Annotated in this window: 24 protein-coding genes, 1 tRNA gene and 2 pseudogenes; 9 read left to right on the forward strand and 18 right to left on the reverse strand. The window is 39.7% G+C overall.

Annotation, left to right across the window (positions count from 1 at the left end):
• Positions 1-62: 62 nt before the first annotated feature.
• Positions 63-740 (forward strand): type A chloramphenicol O-acetyltransferase, encoded by a 678-nt coding sequence (gene catA, locus M2422_RS10060; protein ID WP_064673472.1) that lies wholly within the window; start codon positions 63-65, stop codon positions 738-740.
• 354 nt (positions 741-1,094) lie between these two features.
• On the opposite strand, the pseudogene M2422_RS10065 reads toward catA, so the two are convergent.
• From M2422_RS10065 to M2422_RS10085, 5 genes and pseudogenes are all read right to left on the reverse strand, one after another.
• A pseudogene (locus M2422_RS10065) lies at positions 1,095-1,742 on the reverse strand (primase-like DNA-binding domain-containing protein); the annotation flags it as partial.
• A gap of 593 nt (positions 1,743-2,335) precedes the next feature.
• The gene (locus M2422_RS10070; protein ID WP_155739954.1) at positions 2,336-2,995 is read right to left on the reverse strand and encodes an HNH endonuclease; all 660 of its coding nucleotides are present in this window, start codon (positions 2,993-2,995) and stop codon (positions 2,336-2,338) included.
• Positions 2,979-4,301 (reverse strand): ATP-binding protein, encoded by a 1,323-nt coding sequence (locus M2422_RS10075; protein WP_081273733.1) that lies wholly within the window; start codon positions 4,299-4,301, stop codon positions 2,979-2,981. The genes M2422_RS10070 and M2422_RS10075 overlap by 17 nt, the downstream gene beginning before the upstream one ends.
• Positions 4,291-5,472: a phage integrase central domain-containing protein gene (locus M2422_RS10080; RefSeq protein WP_064673475.1), complete on the reverse strand. Its 1,182-nt coding sequence runs from the start codon at positions 5,470-5,472 to the stop codon at positions 4,291-4,293. Before M2422_RS10080 ends, M2422_RS10075 begins: the two co-directional genes overlap by 11 nt.
• 151 nt (positions 5,473-5,623) lie before the next feature.
• A tRNA-Ser gene (locus M2422_RS10085) sits at positions 5,624-5,735 on the reverse strand.
• 25 nt (positions 5,736-5,760) lie between these two features.
• Here M2422_RS10085 and M2422_RS10090 point away from each other — a divergent pair.
• From M2422_RS10090 to M2422_RS10100, 3 genes are all read left to right on the forward strand, one after another.
• The gene (locus tag M2422_RS10090) at positions 5,761-6,834 is read left to right on the forward strand and encodes a site-specific integrase (RefSeq protein WP_232927836.1); all 1,074 of its coding nucleotides are present in this window, start codon (positions 5,761-5,763) and stop codon (positions 6,832-6,834) included.
• Positions 6,835-6,843: 9 nt separating this feature from the next.
• Entirely contained in the window at positions 6,844-7,395 is a 552-nt protein-coding gene (locus M2422_RS10095) for a hypothetical protein (protein WP_259140545.1), read from the forward strand.
• Positions 7,396-7,721: 326 nt separating this feature from the next.
• Positions 7,722-7,949 carry an antitoxin VbhA family protein gene (locus M2422_RS10100; RefSeq protein ID WP_259140546.1) on the forward strand — a complete coding sequence of 76 codons (228 nt, stop codon included), beginning with the start codon at positions 7,722-7,724 and terminating at the stop codon, positions 7,947-7,949.
• Between the two features lie 21 nt (positions 7,950-7,970).
• On the opposite strand, the gene M2422_RS10105 is transcribed toward M2422_RS10100, so the two are convergent.
• From M2422_RS10105 to M2422_RS10130, 6 genes are all read right to left on the reverse strand, one after another.
• On the reverse strand, positions 7,971-8,183 hold the full coding sequence (locus tag M2422_RS10105) for a hypothetical protein (protein WP_001460380.1): 213 nt from the start codon (positions 8,181-8,183) through the stop codon (positions 7,971-7,973).
• Between the two features lie 69 nt (positions 8,184-8,252).
• Positions 8,253-9,647: a P-type conjugative transfer protein TrbL gene (gene trbL, locus M2422_RS10110; protein WP_072065368.1), complete on the reverse strand. Its 1,395-nt coding sequence runs from the start codon at positions 9,645-9,647 to the stop codon at positions 8,253-8,255.
• Positions 9,648-9,649: 2 nt separating this feature from the next.
• Entirely contained in the window at positions 9,650-9,823 is a 174-nt protein-coding gene (locus M2422_RS10115) for a hypothetical protein (protein ID WP_167876029.1), read from the reverse strand.
• Positions 9,824-9,834: 11 nt separating this feature from the next.
• Positions 9,835-10,629 carry a P-type conjugative transfer protein TrbJ gene (gene trbJ / locus M2422_RS10120; RefSeq protein WP_001373492.1) on the reverse strand — a complete coding sequence of 265 codons (795 nt, stop codon included), beginning with the start codon at positions 10,627-10,629 and terminating at the stop codon, positions 9,835-9,837.
• Positions 10,630-10,710: 81 nt separating this feature from the next.
• A complete protein-coding gene (gene traJ, locus M2422_RS10125) occupies positions 10,711-11,064 on the reverse strand; it encodes a conjugal transfer transcriptional regulator TraJ (protein ID WP_000218774.1) in 354 nt (117 codons plus the stop codon).
• Positions 11,065-11,345: 281 nt separating this feature from the next.
• On the reverse strand, positions 11,346-11,627 hold the full coding sequence (locus M2422_RS10130) for a hypothetical protein (protein ID WP_000843928.1): 282 nt from the start codon (positions 11,625-11,627) through the stop codon (positions 11,346-11,348).
• 728 nt (positions 11,628-12,355) lie between these two features.
• Between M2422_RS10130 and M2422_RS10135 the strand changes: the two genes are divergently transcribed.
• The 3 genes from M2422_RS10135 (at position 12,356) to M2422_RS10145 (ending at position 15,656) form a co-directional block, all read left to right on the forward strand.
• Positions 12,356-12,613 carry a HigA family addiction module antitoxin gene (locus tag M2422_RS10135; protein WP_259140549.1) on the forward strand — a complete coding sequence of 86 codons (258 nt, stop codon included), beginning with the start codon at positions 12,356-12,358 and terminating at the stop codon, positions 12,611-12,613.
• Positions 12,614-13,281: 668 nt separating this feature from the next.
• A complete protein-coding gene (locus tag M2422_RS10140; protein ID WP_000402610.1) occupies positions 13,282-14,799 on the forward strand; it encodes an AAA family ATPase in 1,518 nt (505 codons plus the stop codon).
• Positions 14,799-15,656: an HNH endonuclease signature motif containing protein gene (locus M2422_RS10145; RefSeq protein ID WP_259142540.1), complete on the forward strand. Its 858-nt coding sequence runs from the start codon at positions 14,799-14,801 to the stop codon at positions 15,654-15,656. Before M2422_RS10140 ends, M2422_RS10145 begins: the two co-directional genes overlap by 1 nt.
• 301 nt (positions 15,657-15,957) lie before the next feature.
• Here M2422_RS10145 and M2422_RS10150 read toward each other — a convergent pair whose 3' ends face one another.
• The gene (locus M2422_RS10150) at positions 15,958-17,610 is read right to left on the reverse strand and encodes an AAA family ATPase (RefSeq protein ID WP_232927830.1); all 1,653 of its coding nucleotides are present in this window, start codon (positions 17,608-17,610) and stop codon (positions 15,958-15,960) included.
• Complete coding sequence (locus M2422_RS10155) at positions 17,610-18,695, reverse strand: DUF4297 domain-containing protein (RefSeq protein WP_000521770.1); 1,086 nt, start codon at positions 18,693-18,695, stop codon at positions 17,610-17,612. Before M2422_RS10155 ends, M2422_RS10150 begins: the two co-directional genes overlap by 1 nt.
• A gap of 218 nt (positions 18,696-18,913) precedes the next feature.
• On the opposite strand from M2422_RS10155, the gene M2422_RS10160 reads away from it, so the two are divergent.
• Positions 18,914-19,096 (forward strand): hypothetical protein, encoded by a 183-nt coding sequence (locus tag M2422_RS10160; RefSeq protein WP_000878752.1) that lies wholly within the window; start codon positions 18,914-18,916, stop codon positions 19,094-19,096.
• 278 nt (positions 19,097-19,374) lie between these two features.
• On the opposite strand, the gene M2422_RS10165 is transcribed toward M2422_RS10160, so the two are convergent.
• The 5 genes and pseudogenes from M2422_RS10165 to M2422_RS10185 all read right to left on the reverse strand — a co-directional run bounded on the left by M2422_RS10165 (position 19,375) and on the right by M2422_RS10185 (position 21,788).
• The gene (locus tag M2422_RS10165; protein WP_063956689.1) at positions 19,375-19,593 is read right to left on the reverse strand and encodes a hypothetical protein; all 219 of its coding nucleotides are present in this window, start codon (positions 19,591-19,593) and stop codon (positions 19,375-19,377) included.
• Positions 19,594-19,905: 312 nt separating this feature from the next.
• Positions 19,906-20,055 (reverse strand): annotated as a pseudogene (locus M2422_RS10170) (arsenical resistance protein ArsH); the annotation flags it as partial.
• A 52-nt stretch (positions 20,056-20,107) separates the two neighbouring features.
• Positions 20,108-20,512: an H-NS family nucleoid-associated regulatory protein gene (locus M2422_RS10175; protein ID WP_223537960.1), complete on the reverse strand. Its 405-nt coding sequence runs from the start codon at positions 20,510-20,512 to the stop codon at positions 20,108-20,110.
• 561 nt (positions 20,513-21,073) lie between these two features.
• Complete coding sequence (locus M2422_RS10180) at positions 21,074-21,301, reverse strand: hypothetical protein (RefSeq protein ID WP_010434226.1); 228 nt, start codon at positions 21,299-21,301, stop codon at positions 21,074-21,076.
• A 268-nt stretch (positions 21,302-21,569) separates the two neighbouring features.
• A complete protein-coding gene (locus M2422_RS10185) occupies positions 21,570-21,788 on the reverse strand; it encodes a cold shock domain-containing protein (RefSeq protein WP_000203924.1) in 219 nt (72 codons plus the stop codon).
• Between the two features lie 278 nt (positions 21,789-22,066).
• Here M2422_RS10185 and cspF point away from each other — a divergent pair, with 278 nt between their 5' ends.
• Positions 22,067-22,279 carry a cold shock-like protein CspF gene (gene cspF, locus M2422_RS10190; protein WP_001446195.1) on the forward strand — a complete coding sequence of 71 codons (213 nt, stop codon included), beginning with the start codon at positions 22,067-22,069 and terminating at the stop codon, positions 22,277-22,279.
• Positions 22,280-22,358 lie beyond the last annotated feature (79 nt).

The following is a 22,358-nucleotide window of genomic DNA, read 5'->3' on the forward strand; positions in this document are numbered from 1 at the left end:
ATGGTTGCGCGGCTTTTTCTGGCCTAAAACCCTTTAGTCGATTGATAATCAAAGGTTAAACAATGAAAAAAACAGCCCCGGCCTATACACCTGTTGATTTATCTCGCTGGGCCAGGAAGGAGCATTTTGAAGTATTCCAGTCATTTGCTGAGTGTACCATTAACCAAACGGTTCTGATCGACATCACCGCGCTGCGAAAACATATCAAAGAGGTCGGCTGGAAGTTTTACCCGACGATTATTTTCCTCCTCTCTAAAATCATGAACCGGCATCCGGAATTCCGTATGGCCATGAAGGATAATGAGCTTGTCATATGGAATGAAATTCATCCCAGCTATACCATTTTCCACCCTGAAACAGAGACCTTTTCATCATTGTGGAGCCACTTCGACGGCAATATTCAGCACTTCCAGAATACGTATGCGGAAGACGTTGCCCGCTATGGCAATAACCTTTCTTACTGGCCGAAGGAAGAGTCCCGGGAAAATGTCTTTTTCGTATCGTCTATTCCCTGGGTAACGTTTACGAACTTTACGATGAACATTGCGCACATGAAGAACTTCTTTTCCCCTATGTTCACGTTTGGAAAATACTACGAGCAGGATGGGAAAGTGTTGTTGCCTATGGCGGTACAGGTACATCACTCGGTGTGCGATGGTTTCCATGTGGCAAGGATGTTTAATGAGTTGCAGGAGATGTGTGATGGTTTGTCGGGGCTGTCAGAGGAAAATAGTTTCTGACGCGCAAGGGACAAATGTTGTTTATTTGATACTCGAAAGGCTACTTTGAAAGATGGTGCGATAATAGGAACCAACAAACAGACTCATAATACTGATTTTAAAAGAAAATTTAATATAGAAGAATAAAACTATACACATCACTATACACATTGGCGGTAGCGTTCATTTTTCGCACAAGCAAAAACAACGGAAATAACTTTTTTTACGGAAAACTGTTCACACTGTTCACTCGGAATTATTTTCTATTTATTTCAGAAAGATAGAGAGTGAATAGTTCGTGAACAGTGAACACTTTACTGTTCACTTTCCGGAATTACAGGTAAAAAAAGACCGGCTGATGCCGGTCCGGGTAGGTTATATCGCTGGGGTTTCGTCACACCGGGGCAGCCAGTCAGCGTTGCTTTCGTCCCGGAGGGCGAGATTGGTCTGCATCCCCTGATTCGTTCGCCGCTTGCCGTAATTCAGCCCGTATTCCTTCAGCATGGCCGACAGCCCTTTGCCGAACATGGTGAGGCTGAGCGTATTCTTGTAGCCGTGCGCCTCCATATAGACCAGATAGGCGTGATAGAGATACAGGCGCGGCTGTTTCGGAATGATGTTCGCATTCTCCATATACATACCGTCAGGCTCGGGCAGCGCTTCAAGGTAGCCACAAAAATCGAATGTCGGGTCTGAATCACGTTTGATGCTGAGTGCCTCGTCGGAGTTCTGCTGTGACTGCAGCAACGTGCGCGCCGTCATCGGTTCGCTGAATTTCTGCATAAGCTGACGCACGATGACGGCCAGCTCGCGTGCAATTTTGTCTTTCAGTTGCGGGTCGCGCTCCTCCGGGGCGATTTGTTCCGGGAAATGGATAATCACCCGCCGACGGGAGACTCTACCGCTGCGGTCGGTAAAACGCATCGGGCTATTGTTCACGGCCAGTATCACCGCCGGAATATGGGTGGAATACGCATCGAGATATTTCGGGTCGACGGATACGGCATCGCCGCCGGTACCGACACTGAATCCCCCGCCAGCGCCAGCACTGCCGCGCTATGAGGCCAGTCATGCACCTGCATTAAAAGCGTCCCCTTAAGCGGGCAGGCTAGGCGGGGAAAGCACTGCGCGCCAGCGGTAACATATTTATTTAATGATATTTAATTTCACGGTCTGAGCGCGTCGCTGCGCTGCGTGCGTTTCCCGGGGGCAGGTGGATAGGAGTGGGGTGTTCGCGGGCGTTGGGGGCTTCTGAGATGACCAGACTTAAGGGGAAGCAAAAGGCGGTCCAGTGTGCCGGAAATCATTCATTTTAGGTGTCTATGGCGTTACTCCTAAAGCAGTACTCTTCCACCCAGGCCAAGAGTTTATCTGACATATTCGCTCATGTAGTGGTGTTGGGCCGTTTATGTACCTCCCCATAACCACGATATGAAGCGGGTCGGTATGACGGGGAGTATGTTACGCGTAAAAAGACTCAAACAAATACATTTGAGATGTATCCTGTAAGTTAAGTAGAAATGAGTGTTTTTTAAGAAATAGATATAGCCATAAAATAATTTAAATGAAATGCCAAAATGCCCTATCAATAATTTACTTTTATTGATAGGGATAGGTTAAAAGTTATTTAGCAAGCTTCGGATATTATTAAGAGTAATGTTTTTTTTCAGCGCATCATTTTCATTCAAATATTTACTCATGAGCTCCGTAAGATCTGCCTCGTTTACATATACCTCATCAATATCAAACTCATGAAAAAATCTATTTAACTTACATATATGAATTGTATAACTGCCTTTTTTAGTGCGATCTACATATATCTTATTAAATTTCTTGATGTGCCTATCCCATGTGTCATAATGAGGATGATAGATTAAAAATCTTTCAGACACTCCCGGGTATTTTACAGTTTTCCCTTTAACTACCTTCGGTATTTCACCTATAATTTCCTGAGCCCTTTTTATCTCATTGCAATCAGCGCAAAGAACGCATAAATTCTTCGGTTCGAACATGAAATTTACATTTCCAGATTTATGTATTAAATGTTCTATGTCACAATTTCTAGCTGATTGCAACGAAAGAGGGGCTTTACAGAAAGCACATTTCCCTTTTTGTACTTCACGATAATATTTCCTGATGTTTTTACGCAGATTTAAAAGCTCATCGCTAGACCAAATATCATGATCAAAATCTGGCCGATTCTTTAATTCACTTATTAAAGCCAACTCATCCTTTGAGAATTCATATGGCACAGTAATATCAGGCATAGAAGTCATACATTTCCTCCAATGAGGCTATCAACTCATATACCGGATCTTCGTTCTCTAAAAATTTTTTAAATTCTTTAAGTTTATTAATAGCAATAACATCTTCATGATCAAATATTTTTTTTGATTTCACTTTTGCAAATACGTTTAAAGCAATTCGAGTGATATACTCATTTTTATACCCCGGGCTATCAAAAATCTCAGCGAGCAAAAAATCTGAAGATTTCTTCACAAACTGTTCTGCACTAAATAGTTTATTAAGATGCAGAGATAGTACATAACTGTTTTTAGATTTTAAGCGCGCAATAATCTGAGGTGAATGTGAAGCTATTATAAAATGACAGCCTTGATAATGAGAAAACACCTCAGATAAAATTTCAATATATTTCTCTTGCCATTCTGGATGAAGACTTATTTCTGGTTCATCAATGACAACTAAGGCACCATCCTTAATACTTCCTGCAATTGAAAACAATGTAGAGAACATGCATTGCTCTCCTGAGCTCGCTCGTTTCAATGAAACGCTACCTATTTTTTTCTTTAAGATATTCACATCAAAAATTGATATAATATTTAGATTAACAAGTTTAAGTAGTTTAGTTAGGATAACATCTTCAACTTCAATTCCTTTAAAACTGCATTTTTTCTTAGAGTTATCAAAGTCTAACATCAATCTAATATCGCTTGTCTTTTCTAAGACATCAGAAAATGAAAAGTAATTAGATATTTCCTCCAGGAAAACGAGTATTTCCTCCGCCTCTTTCCTTGACCAAATCAGTTCTACTATGCCACCAAGCCTAATAACATCATCATTTGTTTTATTTAACTGTTCCATTAAGCTCTTAATTCGATAATGATGTATTCGGAATGCCAGACTAAATTCATCTTTGAAATCTAAAAAACTAAATATTTGTGCAGTGTTTTGTCTGTCAACTTCGATACTATTTAGAAAATTGTTTACTAATGCTCCCCCGACACTATTTATAAGTTTCATCACACCGCTACCAAATTGACTCCTTACACCATTGTAAACATAAAAATGGTTCGAAATAGAAGTTGATGTGCGAGGCCTATTAACTAACGGAAAACGGTCAAAAACACTCGTAGATACGGCAATTATTTTTGTTGGGAATGTTGATTTTAAACTTTCTTTTTTGTTACTTAAATGAGCATTAATAACATCATTTAATAACCGAGATTTCCCTACGCCATTCTTACCGACAATAATAGTAAACGCGTTGTTATTATCTTTTTCATTGCCAATTAAAAACTGGAACTCTTTACCTAAAGAATCAGAATAAAAATTACCAATCATTATTATCTCCAATAATTAAATTACTGTAAAATTGCATCATGCCTCTACGATTGTCAATATAGTTTGCATGATTATATGTTCCTCGAATACAATTTTTATCAATGTGAGCTAGTTGCATTTCAATCCACGCACTTTCAAAATCATGTTCATGTAATATTGTTGATAGTGTATGTCTAAATCCATGACCAGTTAACCGTCCCGCATAACCTATTCGCTTGATAACCTGATTTATGCTCGCTTCACTCATAGGTTTGTTCGGATCATTCCGCCCTGGAAAAACATAACGATAATTCCCTGTCATGACTTTGAGTTCATGGAGTAAATTTAACGCTTGAGTCGATAATGGCACAAGATGTGGCCTACGCATTTTCATCCTTTCAGCAGGAATTTCCCAAATAGCGTTATCCAGATCAAATTCTTGCCATAATGCCGCGCGTAATTCGATGGTTCTCACGCCCGTAATCATCAGTAATTTCGTTGCAATCTGGACAAGCTTACTCCCGGAGTAACCCTCTAAGGCGCGCAGAAAATCAGGTATCTCATCAGCTTTTAGGAATGGGAAATGATTGGATTGGTGTACTTCGAGAGCGCTGGAGAGATCAGCCGCAGGATTGTACTCCGCCCTACCCGTTGCAATTGAGTAGCGAAACACTTCGGAGCAACGCTGCCGCACTTTGCGTATTTTCTCCAACGCACCACGTTTCTCAATTTTACGCAGCACGTTCAGCAGCTCTAGCGGTTTAATCTCTCCCACTGGCCTTGTTCCGACATAAGGGAATATGTCGTTCTTAAACGCTTCCATGATGTCTGATGCATATCCCACTGACCATTTAGCAGATTTAAGCTGATGCCACTCTCTGGCTATCTTTTCGAAGGAGTTCTCTGAATCTGTTTGCAGAGCTAGCTTTTGATCTTTTCGAACCTCACTAGGGTTCTTTCCTTCTGCCACAAGTTTTCGAGCTTCATCGCGACGGGAACGAGCATCGGCAAGGGTGATCGTTGGGTAAACACCAAGCGAGATCATTTTGGGTTTACCGGCATAGCGATAACGAAACCGCCAGCTCTTGCTTCCATTAGGTTCTATAAGCAATGACAAGTCTTGCCCATCCCCAAGCGTATAGGGTTTATCTTCAGGCTTAGCGCGGCGAATCTGCATATCGTTTAAAGGCAAGTGTTTAGGAATCCAATACCGAACAGGAACATATACACATTCTGTATCGGATTCTACTGGATGGTTACGGACAACGATGGACTTAAAATCAGTAAAATCCTTATAAAACAAGGAAGTTAAGGGTGGATACGGACGTTTGAGGAAGTTGAGATGGTGCCGATAATAGGAGTCGAACCTACGACCTTCGCATTACGAATGCGTAAATTGATCTTGTAAAATCAATACCTATCGAATTTAAATGGATTTTTTGCCACAATATTGCCACAGTTCGTTAGGAATCAGACAGAAATGGCGACTATACGCAAACGTGGTAACTACCAATGGGAAGCTCAAATCCGTAAACGTGGTTTTCCCTCTCAAACCAAAACCTTTAACACCAAAGTAGAAGCAGAAGCTTGGGCCAAAATGATCGAGTCAGAAATGGCGAGAGGAGTTTGGCTTAGCCGCAGCGAAGCGGAATCTACGACATTGCATGAAGCCCTAACGCGATATGAAAAAGAGATTGTTCCCGACAAAAAAGGGGCAGTGCAAGACCGATCATTGGTGCGGATACTAAAAGGCACTCAGCTGGCGAAAAACTATATGGCTAGCATCAGGAGTGCCGATGTCGCCAAGCTGAGAGATGAATGGTTGAAAATCTATGCTCCTGCAACCGTTTTAAGGCGTTTGGCCTTACTTTCTCATGTATTCAATGTTTCGCGGAAAGAATGGGGCATGGAGAGCCTGCTGAACCCCGTAGAGGCCATTCGCAAACCCCAACCCAAGAACTCCAGGACCAGACGCCTGGAAGCACTGCCTGTAGTTTCTGAGAAAACCGGTGTTACGTCAGGAAAGGAAATAGCCAACGAGATCGAACATATCATCGCCGCAACACATTCATTAGTATTGCCAGCAATCATTCTTCTGGCGTTAGAGACAGCCATGCGCCGTAGCGAAATCGCAGAGCTTCGATGGCGCTTTATCGATCTTGATCGGCGAGTTGCACATCTGCCGGATACTAAGAATGGTAATGCCCGCGATGTCCCTTTATCAACGAAAGCCATTACGATACTGTCCAGTCTCAAGGAACATTCTAAGCCAGCTGCTGATAAGGTTTTTGATATGCGTGCAGACGCGATTACCCGAGCTTTTGACCGAGCTGTAAAACGAGCCAGAGAACGATACGAGAAAACAAACTCATTATGTGAGGAATCTTTCCTTAAAGATTTAAGATTTCATGACCTTCGACATGAAGCAACTTCTCGACTTGCTGAAATTTTCCCTATGCATGAACTAACCAAAATTACAGGACATAAAGATCCAAGAATGCTAATGCGGTATTATCATCCAAAAGCTGAAGATTTGGCGTTAAAGTTGAAATAAGGACGTTGTATGGATTATAAAAATAAGTTAGTTGATGCATCACCAAAATTAAACAACCCTCAACTATTGGCTATAATATACTTAATACCTTTTGGATACTTGATTGTAGAAAACCCATTATGGCTAGAAAATATATACGTTGCCGCTCCAATTTTCCTATCATCCATAGCTTTATTAACCAGTGTATACATAGGATATCGTGATTTATTAAATAAAGTATTTAATAATGCAGTAGTTAAATGGGGCGTAACTGGCTTTACATATTCCGTATGCTTATGGATCGCAAAGTTTAAGCTTGACATAGCTTATGGTATAGTCCCAGAAAATCTTAATTACTCGACATTAGCTTATGCTTTCATGCTCTCATTTCCAATAGGAGCAATGATTTGTGCAATTACAGTCTATATATACATATTTTTGCGAGATGTATCCCCAGCAAAAATAGTAATATCCTCTATGATATCAGTATATATTGGAAACTTGGCTCAACATCATATGCAAATGAACAATCTTCCTGAAAAAAATATTATTAATAGGACTCATAATTATGGTCCCCTATAACATGGTCAATCTAGCCAGTTTGTTAGTTATTAAAAGGAAATTTAATTTTAATCGTTTAGTATCAGGCTTATCCCTTTTTGCTGTGTCTGTTGCTCTTTTTATTATTAGCATGACAGCAATGAAGTATATTGAAAGATTTCAAGAAAAGTTTATTTTTCTTGATGCAAGAACATCTACGACATGTGATAGCTCAGAAAGCAAATCGCTTTATATTGAAAAAAATGAAAATCAGTGTTATAGAATATCAGGAAATAAATTCTCGGAGTTAAGACTAACTCTTGTAGATAAAAACATCTCGAATATAAATAATAAGGGCACTTCAACCTATGAACAAAAATAACCCTGCAAATTTATTTTCTATAGAAGCAAGGAAAGAAGCTTTTCGGAGGGCTGAAGCCAGTCTTTTTTTATCAAGTAAAGATCCTAAAGGCTCCTCATTTTTTAATGAAATAAAAAATAAGGTGATCAATGGAGAGCTAACCTATGAAGAGGCAAAGAGAGAAGTATTAAATTATCACATTGAACAATCTAAAAATCAAAATAAAAAAGGCTAACATTTAGTTAGCCTCTTCTCACTAGTGAGCTATTTTATAGTCCCTTAATGCATTTTTAAGCAACTCAGTTTGCACATCAGCATCATCATAATTATAAATTCCGGTAGCAGAATAATACTCTTCGATGCAAAGAATATTTATCAATGGTTCACAAATCTCTTTAATAAACTCCTTGTTGTTATCGGCAAAAATAATTTTTATTCCTTCCAAAACAAAGCTATTATAATCAGCCATTATCCACCTCCTTACAGGTGTTTAGTGGAAGCGTCAGTTAACGTTACCGCGCTAACTGACGCGCCTAAATCAAGATTTTTTACTGCCAGTTAAACTATCACCCTCAAACTCATCCTGTTCGTGGTTAGTCTGACGATCGGCTGTGTGTTTACGTATTTGATTCGCTATTTCCCCACCAACGGTCTGTTGTCTTCGGATAGAATTAGTACTTCCCTTCATCATCTGATACTCCGAAGCTCCGTTAGACAGCCCGCTCGCCATGTGAGAAGCCATGCGGCCAGCTCGTGAGAATGATGAAGCAAACCCCTGGCTTCCTCCGCTGACGCTACCTGTATTACTCCCTGCAGAAGAACCACCGGAACCGCCTGATGGTTGTCCTCCAGAAGTATCTACGGAACCGGTATCTTCCCCTCCGCCAAATCCTCCACCTGAACCACCTTTATCGCCAGAACCAGATTCTTCGGCCATCGCCGCTTGTGCAGATTCAAATGCTGCTTTTAGAGCGGAAGCACCACCACTGACTTGAGCTGTAGCACTCATTGCCATTGCCCCAGCGCCACTGATTGCAGTAGCAGCAGCGCCAGTAATCATACCTGCTCCAAAACCACCGATCCCTTGTAAGGACGCTCCTCCAACAACGCCTGATAACAACAACGGTAATTTATTCGTCAATACTAAAAGAATAATTGACGCCAGAAGTAAAACAATAAGACTATTAAGATCAGGAATATCATTTTTAATAATAGAAAAATACTGATCTATAAATGATTGCCCAATCCCAATGATTAATGTCATCGTAAATAACTGAATACCAATCGATAATACTGTGCGTAAGTAATTTATTGCTATATCAGAAGTCCATTTCGAGCCACCAAACCCAAGTAAAATAACTCCTGCATAACACAACACCCATGCAGAAACTAACATTATTAGCATATTTATCGCGATAAGCGCCATTACTACTAATACTATTATCGCGACGGTTATCATAATGGTCGAAATCATTGGAGACCAAATTGATGCTGCTGAACTGACCTTTGTTAATATCACAAAAGCCATATCCACTATGCTGGAGGGTGAAATACCAGTACTTGTTCCTAAAGCATTTGCTGCAAGTTGTCTCATTGAGTTAATTATAGATTGTGATATGGCTGGGCCGTTGATTAAAAGATAATAAAAAAAACCAATCACGGCAAAAAAACGAACTATTTCTGCAAGTGCACTGATTAAACCTTCCCCTTGCATCGCCAACATACCAAATGTCCAAACCATACTTATTAATACCAGCCCCCAGAAGAGCCAATTTGCATAATCACCAATTACTAATGACCATGTGCTGGCTACTTGCTGAAACTTATCTAATAACGTATCAAGTAATCCGCTACTATCTAATTGACCAGCATAAGCATTTACAGAAAACAAAAAAACCATTCCTAAAAAAGTGAGCTTGCTTACTATTCTCATAATTACCATTCTCGCTTAGGGCTAGGATTGTTATTGCTACGCAGGGCACATTTATCGTAGTTATGTTCGTTCAATTTATTTTCTGGCGTCGATAAACAATCTTCATCTTTTTTATCGCAAGAGCATAGAATTAATGAAATTATTAGAATAAAAATGACCAAAAGTTTATCTTTCATTCAGCTCTCCCTCACCAAATTCGCTTCGGGCTTGGTGTGTTCTCGCCAGCTAACGCTTTTTCATCAGCGACTATTTGTTGGGCTTCTTTATCAGCCTCAGCCTGTGCCAGTGTTGCTGCAGCGTTTTGCTGAGCTACCAGAAGCGAGCGGATTTGCAGCAACTGGTTCGTTTGAGCACTGGCAAGCTGGTTAGCGGCCTGAATAGCTTCCATTTGCCCTTGTGCGCCGGTTGCCTGCGTTTGCAAATCTGCAAGGTTGTCAGCATCGCTTTGCAGTGTTTCCTGCTGTTCGTCAAGAGCCTTAAATACAGCGTCATTGGCCTTTTTACGTGCCTCAGAGCTGTTCTGTTCAGCTTTGCGCAGTGCGCTAATTTCATCCGCAGTACATTCAACATTACTGTTAAAGCACGGTGATGAGCGGTAGTAATTCACGTCCTGATAACGTTTCAGATATGAATCAAGACTCCCGGCCTGGTTTTTGTAGTAATTAAGAGTGTCCTGCGCCTGCAACAATTTGTTGATGGTCGAATTGGCCTGATCCCAGATATAGGCTGCAGGTGCGACTGTATTTTTGAGCATGTTTTCATACTGCTGCAGCTGCGTCTGGTACTGCTGGATCTGTTTTGCCACAGCCTGAACGTTGTTGACTGCGCTAATTGTGGTCTGCACCACATTAGTACCATCGATTACAGGGATACCGGCTGTCGCCGGTAATGCCATGATGGACGCCAGGAAGGAAGCTGCTAATGATTTTTTAGCTGCTAAAATCCCTCTCAGTGATGAAAATACTCGGAGCATTAACTTCATTTGCCCACCTCAAATTTAACTGATTATTAATATTGAAAACTCGTACTTTTAACAAATACAGATAGTTAGGAAACCATAAATTTATTTATCCAAGATTCTATCCATAATATTTCTTAGTTCTTGTCTGGTTGATTCTATTTTAGCAAGCAACGTTTTTATCAATGAGGGTGAAAAATCAACTGTGCGTGGATCGTTAGCTAACCACAGTTTAAGTAACCCACCAAGTCGACCAAGATCAGCATTTACTCGGCTAAGCTCTACAACCTGTTCAATATCTACCATAGACTCAACCTGATAACCCATTGCTACTTTACGAATGAAACTCGCTACACTTAAGCCAGATGCTTCTGCATTTTCCTGGATTTGCGCTTTTTCATCTGGCAAACAATAAACTTTAATTGGTGTACTATTTTTTCTAGTCTGAGAAACGGTCATATCATTCTCCATACAGGCGGTAGCCGATCAGCCTCGCAGAGCAGGACTCCGTTGAGCAGCTCAGCTGCGAATAAGGGAAGGTAAAGTAGAAGCACCGTTTACGGTGGGCCTACTTTACATGTCCTGCCCTACATTTGCCGTTGTGCATCTGTGTACGTATTGTGTATTCCTGTGTACTCAGTGTGTTTTCGTAAAGCATTTGTGCAGTATTAGTCGTGTAAAAGTGTGCAGCATATGTGTTTATTGAAAGGAAACTTATCTGAATACCCCAAGGAATATTTTTATTCTCGCGGCTTGGGTTTTAGCGGCCTGCCACGTTTCCTTTGAAACCTATTTATCTCTTTCGCTATATCGTCATTTTCTGTCTTTGACTCAACAGATTTATCTATCCAGTCCTTAACATCCTCTCTACGCCAGAGAAGACGTTTATTACCGGGAAGACGGCATCTTGGTGGAAGACATTTTGGATTTCGCGTTGCATCACTGCGGATACTTTTTACAGTTTTCTTTAATGCAAAAGCCAACTCTTCAACGGTTATAAGTTCTGGCATAACTGATTTCATCGAAGAACCCATCTCTCAGTAGAAATTTGAGGATTTTAGCGGCTAAAATTTTAGGCGCTAAAGTTTGCTAACCAACGTTATGAATTGAGAATAATTAAAACTTACTGCCAAAAAGAATAATGTCAACAGGGTTTTTATTCATCGGGTTCTAACTTCATATGAAATTGGTTTTATTGACCAATTTCTGAATCACACTAAGGTTTTAATAATTCCTTTAATCTTTTTGGTTATATATAAGGTTAAAGATCTGGTTAGAGGGGTGTGCAAAACTCAATTAAAACAATGATTATTAAGGGGAAAAATATCCACATGCGCCCCTCATATGTCATAAAGTAGCCCCTCAAGTGTCATGAAATCGCCCCTCATATGTCATAAAGCAGCCCCTCAAGTGTCATATAATAAAAAATTAACAAACAAGTTATGCACAATATTATCAACAGAATCTGTGGGTAAATACACAGATTATACATGATGAAATAGATTGTTTAGCTAAACTAAATAGCAATAAATAAAATGAAACAAAATGTAAATAATAGAGGGTTGTAGATGACTTATAAATTTGGTTAGCTAACCTTTATAAGAACTACTGTTTGCAAATGATTCATTCCTGACAGCGGATATATCGAATTTGAGTAAGAAAAACACTTAAACCAACCTTACTCTATGATTTGTTTAACTAAACAAATTACTATAATGAATCCGATGACGTTTAAAAAAAAGGAGGGGGGATGAGGACGATAAATGCTGCACCTTCAACTGTCGGAGAGATTTTATACGAAGAATTCTTGAAACCATTGGATATGCCTCCCGCAAGACTTGCTGAACTGATGGATACATCATATGAAAAAATTTTGGAAATAATACAAAATGAGCGAAATATAACTCTTGAGGAAGCTTTTCAACTCGCGATAATTTTCAATACAGATGCATATTTTTGGGTGAAACTGCAAGAGCTACATGAGGCATGGTTTAATAAAAAAAAGTAATGGTATTCAATTAGATTGCTTAGTCCTAATACATAATATGCTTTGAATAATACTCATGTATTACTAGTGACTCATTAAAACATGATAACACCAGGAGGACTGAGGATTGAGAAATTTGACCCTGGATGATGGGACACAGTCCTGACCGGACAAATCATTTTAGCCGTGGTACAGGCGACACTGAAAACCGACATAAAGAAGCCCGACTGGTAAGTTCGGGCTTTGTTTGACGCTCTGGCCTGAATGGAACATTCCTACATTAGACGTTAATATCTTACATCTATTTAGCCGCAAATACTAATGGATACATAGTTCCATTTGACTTGACTACCCATTTGCAGATTACTCCACCATCACTAATAAAATTCGACCACTTAGATTCGGAAGTGTCAGGCTGTAGGTCTTAAACCCGAAAGACTGCTTTTGGCCAGAACCTGCCTTTGCTAGAATCTTATTATGTCAAAAGTCCAACTGCGGCTCATATGTAAATTATTTCAACTAATAATTAGAACTCCTGAAGATACTTCTTTTAATTAGTAGCGTAACCGCAAAAACAATTTTTGAGTTTTCTTTTATATTTAAATTTCTCGCAGAAGATATTTACACATCTGTTGTTGTTTTTGATATAATTAGGTGAATCTAAACAAAAAAAGGTTTTCGGAAATTATATGGAAATCATTATTGTACCCCGAGAGCAACGTATTCCTGCCGCAGGTATTAGTACGGCTTACCTGCATGTGGATCGTTGGAATGACTTTTCATTCATTACAATGTTTTACATGTATCTGTTTGATCAGAAAGGTGAACGGCATGATATTGGGAATGTCAAGATTGGCTTTCAAGGACAAACTACTGAAAAATCAACTTACTCCACGTTAGGAAGCAGGTTTAGAATTCTCCCAGAAGGATATTTTTCCGTTGGTCAGGATGTCGACTATTATCAGAAAATTTCGAATTTACCAGAATCCGTCAAAGTTTCATTACTTGAGGCGCTCAAAGATATTGCTTATGCGCCAGAACTTATAGATCTTGTTAAGGATGAGGAGGTCTTTAAAACGTCTTTGCTTCGGTATGTTAGTTTGTCTGTTATTAAAGGGCAGTTTGCGCGAGTACTTGAGGGAAAGAATCCACTGACTAATTTTGAGTTCAAGTTCATTCGCCCTGCACAAGACAAGATTTCCGATATCGAATTATCATTTAAGGTGAAAGTAGGAGAAAAACCAAGCACCAATATTCACGCGATCATAGGTCGTAATGGTGTGGGGAAAACGACAATTCTAAACGGAATGATTGAAGCTGTTACCAGTAAAGGTACGTCGAATGCAAAATTTTATGATCTGGAGGGGTGGAGTGATGATCCGATTGATAATGATTACTTTAGTAGTTTAGTCTCTGTGTCATTTAGCGCATTCGATCCATTCGAGCCACCAAGTGAACAGCCTGATCCATCAAAGGGAACTTGCTACTTCTATATAGGTTTGAAAAAAAAAGGAGAGTCGCTGAAAGGACTAAATGATATTCATGAAGACTTTCTACAAGCTTTGACGCTATGCTTTAGCCAGATTCCTAAGCGTGAAAGATGGCTGCAGGCTATTGATACTTTGGAGTCTGATGAAAATTTTGCAAGCATGGAGCTGAAAAATCTAGCAGGATATAATGGTGAGATGCTCGTTAGTAATGCACGGAAACGTATAAAAAGAATGAGCTCCGGTCATGCGGTAGTGTTATTAACACTTACACGTTTAGTTGCAACGGTGGAAGAAAAAACGTTAGTGCTAATTGATGAACCAGAGAGCCATCTTCATCCACCGTTGCTGTCTGCTTTTATTCGTGCACTGTCTGATTTGCTACTTGATAGAAATGGTGTTTCTATTATTGCAACTCACTCACCTGTGGTACTTCAAGAGGTCCCTAAACGATGTGTTTGGAAAATCAATCGTTCAAGATTGTCTACCGAATCTCGCAGGCCAGACATTGAAACATTTGGTGAGAATGTAGGAATCTTAACAAGAGAGGTATTTGGTCTTGAAGTAGTTAAATCCGGTTTTCACGATTTATTAGTCCAATCTGTTAAGTCAGGTGGAACATATGAGGATATAGTCGATGAGTATCGTAACCAGCTTGGTGTTGAAGCCCGAGCTCTATTAAAAGCGCTTGTCACACACAGAGATCGGAGTGTTAAGTGATGTTAAAACTTAAACAACCTGCTTATACATATGCCGATATGCTGACTAGCTGCCGCGAAGGCATAACTGGTAATCCGGGCTTGTTGCTGAAAGTGAATGAAGCAATAACTGATTTGCAAACATTGGCAGCTTCATACAATGCATCGGCATTAACTGGTGAACTTTATACAATACAACCACTGCAAATAAAAAATGAGGAAGACCCTATTGTTGTAGGTCGGTTAAAGAAATCTGACTTTGTTAAGCTTTATGGAAATTATGTTGTTGGGAAGAAAAAGCCTGCTCGAACTATTTATGATGCCCTGATGACTGCTGCTAATGAAAAATGCCCATTTTGTGGTGGGATTGGGCGACCTCGAAATTTAGATCATTATTTGCCTAAAGCTCACTATCCTCAGTTTTCTATATTGCCTGTTAATCTTGTGCCAGCTTGTCGAGATTGTAATATGGATGGAAAAGGGGAAGCTTTTGCAAGAAATGAAGCAAAACAGATAATACATCCCTATTTAGACGATAGCCGTTATTATGATGAACAGTGGATATCGGCTAGATACTTGGTTGGCAAAAATGATGAGCCTGGAGTTATTGAGTATTTTGTTTCGCCACCTGCTGATTGGGATAATGCACATAAACAAAGAGTGGAAAAACATTTTAACGATTTTGATTTATCTTTAAGATACTCTAAAGAAGCTGGTGCGAGGTTAGTTGTGCTTTTAGCTCTATATAACTCAGTACTACCAATCTCCGTAGATAAAAATGCTGCTAAAGACCTTATATTTCAAACAATAATCAATAATTCGCCTTTTGTGAATCACTGGGAACGGATTATGTGTTTGGCTCTAATGTCAGACTTGTAGTAATGCTTGGAATGTTTATTTCTGTTCTTATTGATCTGCTCTCCATTGATTAATACGCCGTAATGTGAGTAATGCAACTATTTGACTGCGAGATTAATCGCGAAGTTCCGCTCTTCGCTCACAGCGGACCTTCAAACCAGCCATCTCGTCCGCTCTGTGCCGAAAGCTGAAGTAGCTAATAGCACTTATTGTTGATCAATGAAGAGCTGGTCAATTGAATAGGCTAATTTAATTGATAGCTAGCGTAACTATGAGGAGACACACTCATAGTGATGAGCGTGTTCCCATATAAATGATCAGATTATGATAACGCAGCTCGTTCATAAAGAGGCATAATCTCTTGATAAACCTGATTGTAAAGCTCTGATTTTAGCAGACTGTATTTTTCAGTCATAATAAGTGTTTTAAACTGATTCGTTTCTCTTTCAAATGAAACTGAGCCGATAATTAGCTGGCTATTAGTTGATAAACCATTAATACATAAATCGAATAACTTTTTTGTTGTACGCGGATCTGGATCTTGTTGTTTAGGCGAGTCAATTACTACTGGAAGCATAGGACTTGTCGATTTATCTTCTATTGTTTTTAGAAGAGCATAGTGATAAGCCAATATTGATCTTGGAGCACGGCTGCCTGTTTCGCTCTTAGAAATCGGACCATATTGAAGAATAGTTCCAACTTTAGGATCTTTGATACCTAACTCAGTTTGCGCAAACTTCAGTGACTCTTTAAACTTATCATTGATTTCTTTTGCTCGCTTTTTATCTTCGAACTTTGCTATTTCTTTTGAAAACTGAGTTCTAGCAACATCCAATTCGCCTATTTTTAGCAGTAATTCGTTAATTTGCTCATCGAAAGTTACCTCAACCTGCTTACTTGCTTGAGACTTAATAACGTCTTGAAGAGTCAGTTGCTCTTTGACTTCCAGAAGCATGTTTTTGAGTTCTGAGCTTAAGCTTATAGCCTGTTTCAAATCTTCTTTAATTTTAGAGAGTTGATCATCATATACAGATTTTTCCTCATACAACTTTGGTATGATTTGCAATAGCTTTTCTTTATTCTCAAGTACTACATATCTTGCTTCTAAGCCTGCCGATGGTAGCAAAGAATCTATATCATTTTCATCGAGCTGTCTTTTTGATTCCTCTATTTCTGTTACTAATTCATCTCGTAGAGATAATATTTTTATGAGCTTAATTCTGTATTCTGTTTCTTCTTGATGTAAGTCTTGGCACTTACGAAGGAAACGTTCCAGCAGCTCTTCATAATATTTTACATCCACATCGAAAAGTACTCTTCCAAATGACTCTTCGAATCGCTTTTTAGCTCTCTTTAGAGCTTTTAACGTCGTTCGGATTTCAACAAGATCGATATCAATTAAATTAATCTTTCCTTGTAAAGTATAGTACTCCTTTGGTTTTACACCAGTATGAAAATTCAAGATATTTTTTTGCCAGTCCTCATACATAGCCAAACTGCTAAATGAATCTAAAACTTTCCCCCAACCGTTATCTTGATCAATATAGTAAGGGAGATAAAGACTTGCTGGTTGTGCTTGTCCCTGAACCAAATTAGTTTTAGTCACAAGCTCCAAATTGAAATCAAAGACATCACGCACAGCTAATGCAATCTCTGCACGAGAGCTAGAGGTCACTAAGTGATGCTCTTGTCCTGCTGTTATATCGAAAATGGAAATACGTTTTTCGTGGCGAAGAAACGCATAGTCACGATTATTAACACAAATAACAACTTTTGAAACAAAGTTATCTTCTTTCCACTTTTTATCCAGTCGAACATCAGCACCTAATGTATGATATAAGCTCTTAATAAAGCTAGACTTACCTGTGTCGTTCTCACCTGTAATGATATTAATATCAGGTGAGAACTTGAAGGAGAATCCTTTCTTATCGCGAAGGGATAATATATGAGCACTTTTAAAGTATATGCTTTTCATTATTCACCTCCCTCTAAGAGCTTCTGGATTATTGAGTAAATAACTATGCATTCTTTCTTCCCTGACTTTAAAGTCAATGCATAATCTGGACAAAGTGCATCAATTTTGTACATGGTTTCAGTTAGATATAATTTCAAATCCGAGTGAGCACTCGCCTCATCGTAAAGGCTAATTGCATATTCTAGATATACAGTCGAAGGATTTTTTTTGTTTTGGTTAAGGTCGATGCAAACTTGTGAGAACATGGCTTGCAGGATAATGAGCTGAAGCGATGTTTTGCCAAGATCATTGAATAGGGGACTAGCTTTGTCCCAATCAGGCTTTAAACTATTACTTGCATTCAAGGAATCAAGCACACCATTCAATGCTTCTGATGAGAAACCCTTTCGTGAGATAAGTTCAGGAAAATTAATAATATCTGCGGATTTTACCTTGGATTTTTCTCGACACGCCTGTTCAAGCAAAGAAGCTAATGCATTAACACTCAGGCTAATGCTATCGCCAAACTTCTTGCTAAGGAAATCGCATAGTTTACCTTTTAGATGTGTAATGTGGTCATCTAGGCTTAATGAGGATTGAACGAAACGCATAACAGAAAGATCGATACTGGAGTCATCAAGCTTTACTTGATCTTTGATTGCTTTCTTAAAGCTCGTCTGATACTCCACTTTGACTTCATTTGCACCAAAACAAGACTTACCACCGTTTTCCTCACATAGATTGAAAGAAGCATTAGTAACAAAAAGGAGCTTGGGTGAATATTCGGCGAAATTCTTTTGATGAATAAATAACTTACCGATGATAGATATTGGGTTCTTCTTGGTGCTATTACTAAGAGTGGATGCAGTCCAGTGTTTCTCTCTTGTTTTTACTTGAGCAAATGTGAGTTGTGTTGGAGAAACTTCGTCATCAAGAATAAGAACATCATCATGATATTCGAAGATAAACACATAGTTCTTTTCATCTAGTTCATATTCCAGCATTTGAGATAAAGCCCAGCAAGTTTGATAGTCAAACCCACGTTGAGCAATCTCACCGCCTCTTTCAGACTGCGGAATACTAACTAATGTTTCAGCTAACCCCATATACTCCCTTATGTTTAGTTCAATGGACTCGCGTAACAACATCATTAATCCGATTGAATACAAATAGTAGCATTAGCACGAACTATTGGGTAACACATTCTGAAAGTTAAAAATATGTGAGTTGCAACATCGAAACAGGGAAGCTAAGTAAGCGACTTTGTCTCTAGCGAAGTCATAGCTCTATTCGTTCAGAGGAGGACCAAGAGTCTTTGAAGTACGTGCTGGCGGCGCTCGCCAAGCGTTTTGGAGGCGATGAACATGGTGAAGACTATGAGAAGGTGCGATCGGTTGCCTTCACACGTTTCTACGGCGAGGACGACGAAGATGGTCTTGTTAGTCTGCAGCGTTTCGCAGTTGGGTTAGTCCAGAGCTTGATGGCTGAGATTGTGACCTGCTCCTAGATGATTAATACGCCACTATGCTGGTAATGTCAGCAGATCGCTCATAGCGGACAGTTTCATCCCTACGCGCTCCCATCAGTCTTCATTGGCTCATATGTGGCTTTCGAGAGCTCCGCTGCTGTCGGCCTGTCAGCGATACTTGCGCAGCAAACACGCCGCGCATATACGGTTTGGGCTTACCTTTTATCAAACGGTTAGACTACTTTTCACCTGCCGAATTTTTTGGATAAAAGCCATCATTGACAAAGCAACATCGAAAAATGCTTAATTAAAAGTGCTCACGCCTGCATCCCCTTACCCCGTGCCAGGTTAATCCTGTCAACGCATTCCCTAAACGCTTTGACTTGCTCCGGAGAAAGCTCAGATTCATCAATGTTGGCCAGTAGAGCATTGAGGGAGCGCTCAATATCATTTTTTGTTAACTGTAAACAGATAACCTTAACCCAACGTGGCGAGAACCTGCTGAGGCCGATTGCTCTTGTGATTCGTAATTTCATGCCATGCCTCTCAACCACCCGTGTGGAGGTTTTCATACTCGCTTATAACACGCTTTGGATAGGCCTTCTGTTATTATTTCACCTGCAAGCTAACAATAGGCATTGCGCCAGGGAGCAATCAGCTTTCAGCGAACATCAAATTTGGCTGTCCTGCCTGATGCGCAAGCGCTACGTCATACCAGAGAGTTACTGGCTTAACTTATGGCAATTTTAATGATCTGATACAGGTTGGGATGTCAGTTTTGTGCCAATAACGGACGTTGTTAAGCTCATGCAGTATGGATTCACGAAGAACATACATTATATATTGTCCTAATTAACTCGGGATGAAAGCTCCTGATGGCTCTCTTTTTGCTCGCTGTAACGATCTGCAAGATAACCGGTTTGTCCCTTAAGCAGCACTGTGATTTTAAACAGCTTCTCGGTTACATCAACGGAACTAAATGTTTCTCGACTATTCTCTAAGGCAACTTGCGGCCTATACAAAAAAGAGCCGGGTTATACCCGGCTCTTTTTAGCTGATTTCAAAATCTTTTAATTCCCCACCTTCAGCAATCAGATTTGAGATCCGCTTCGGCATTCGCCCCTGACCTGACCATGTTTTTGACTCTCCAGTTTCGTCAGTATATCGATACTTCGCGGGGCGGGGGGAGCGCGTCCTTTTAGCCTTACCCGAAGAGCCAATAGCAGCTAAAAGTTCGGAGGGGTCGATACCCTCATCAAGCATCATCTGACGAAGTGTTTCCAGTTTATCGCGGCGCTGACTTTCATTTGCAAGACGTAATGTCTCTTCTTCTCGTCGTTCTATAAGAATAATTTTAAACTTTTCCAGAACATCTTCCAGTACATCTAATGACATTTCACGAGTCTGAGAACGTAAGGTACGGATATTGTTTAACTGTGTTAGAGCATCTGACATAAAGAGACCTTTTAAAGTTTTTTCGTTGTTCAGCAAATACCAATGTCGACGGTTGCTCATCAACACGATTTTTCTTACTGAGCATTTTAATGCGATTGGGACATATTGTTATTAACGAGGTTTAGACTACTTATATAAATCTCTTATCGCAAGAAAAATTAAGAAGAATGTGCAAGAACTAAATTACAACTCATACGAAATGTCCATGCATTTTTGAAGGTACTTAAAACTATGATGCCAGGAGTCATCCGGAGAGCCTTTTTATATCCTCATAACTTATTGCTTCAGTCACACCTGATGAGATTTAAAATGAGGAGAGACAGCGCCGCCGCTTAGCAAGGTTTTTCACAAATGGCAAGATGGCACGCAGGGGAGAGACACCTGCATTTTGTCAGAAGGTAGCGAATTACTCTCTCTTTATAGAGGTGTTTCTAAAAAGTGTAATGTAAAAAAAAGCCTGCTGTTAGCAGGCCATAAATGTTTTCAACTCATTTTTTGTTCGATTCTGATAAATAGGGTAAGCATGCAATTAAACGTGGAGCAGAGAGCATGACAAAAATGCTATAAATATTTCCTGGCCGCATCAAGTATCTCCTGTGACGTTAACTCCCTGTCAGTAGCCACGTAAACAATACCATGATCGCCAGTTAAGGAAGGAAAACCTGCAGACATAATCCGAAGATGTGTTTCTTCACCGTTTGGATATTCCTGCCTGATAGAGGATATACCTTCCAGAACGGTCATGACTTTACAGGATTCAGCATTAAAGAAAACAAGGACTTTAATCATATTCTATTACCATGTTCTCTCGTGGATATTAACTGGCAGATGCCATTAAGGTCAAAGCCATTACGCACTTCTTATTTAACATGTGGTTAGTTTGTGCTTTTAGACTTTTTATGCAGTAGTACTGCACTTCATCACATCGGTTAGCATACTCATAATTTTGAAAAATATGCTGATCAGATATTATGAATAAACGACTTTCATCTGATTTAAGTTATGGATCTGTCTACTCAGGAATAATCCTTCATCGTTATCGCAGACCCACAATGATTTATTTATCGCAAAGTGTTACGTTTGCAGCAGCAGGACCCTTGTCTCCGCGGTGAATGGCGAATTCAACTTTCTGACCTTCAAATAAGGTTTTAAAGTTGTCGCCATCAAGTGCAGATAAATGGACAAAGATATCTTTGCTGCCATCAAGAGGAGAGATGAAGCCAAAACCTTTGTCTTCGTTAAACCATTTAACCAGGCCCATAATTCTAGAGGTCATACTGACTCCGTTATACATGATTGTATTGATAGTAAACGTATAAGATTAAACATATGGACTCAAAAGAGGGGATATCAACGATAGCGCCTGGTAATGAGAACTGCCCGGAAAATTTCTAACTTTCATTAGTACATCGAACTGATGGGATTCATTAAGGCACAGGGAATCGATATAAGCAAATTATCTTTTAGCCGTCCAGAGGTCCTGTAGGGAAAATAAAAGTGGCTGAATGCCATTTTCAATGTATAGTCTTTACGTGTTTTCAATAAGGAATTGACTTGTCCCATAAAATGACAGGAATTGTCAAAAGCTTTGATATTCTTAGTGGTAAAGGCCTCATCATCCCATCTGATGGACGAAAAGACGTTCTGCTTCACATTTCAGCCGTTAACTCTCGCGAATCAGAATTACTCATCCCTGGAAGCCGCATAGAGTTTTGCCGGATAAACGGTCTCAGGGGGCCTGTGGCTGCGAACATTTATCTTTCCTGATTTTCAGTGTGTCAAAATAGATAGATTAAAACTTAACCACATGTGGTACGGTGAAGCTCATTCATTGAAAGGTTAATGG

The sequence above is a fragment of the Enterobacter sp. SLBN-59 genome (assembly GCF_024807915.1).
In the GTDB taxonomy this organism is placed as follows: domain Bacteria; phylum Pseudomonadota; class Gammaproteobacteria; order Enterobacterales; family Enterobacteriaceae; genus Enterobacter; species Enterobacter asburiae_B.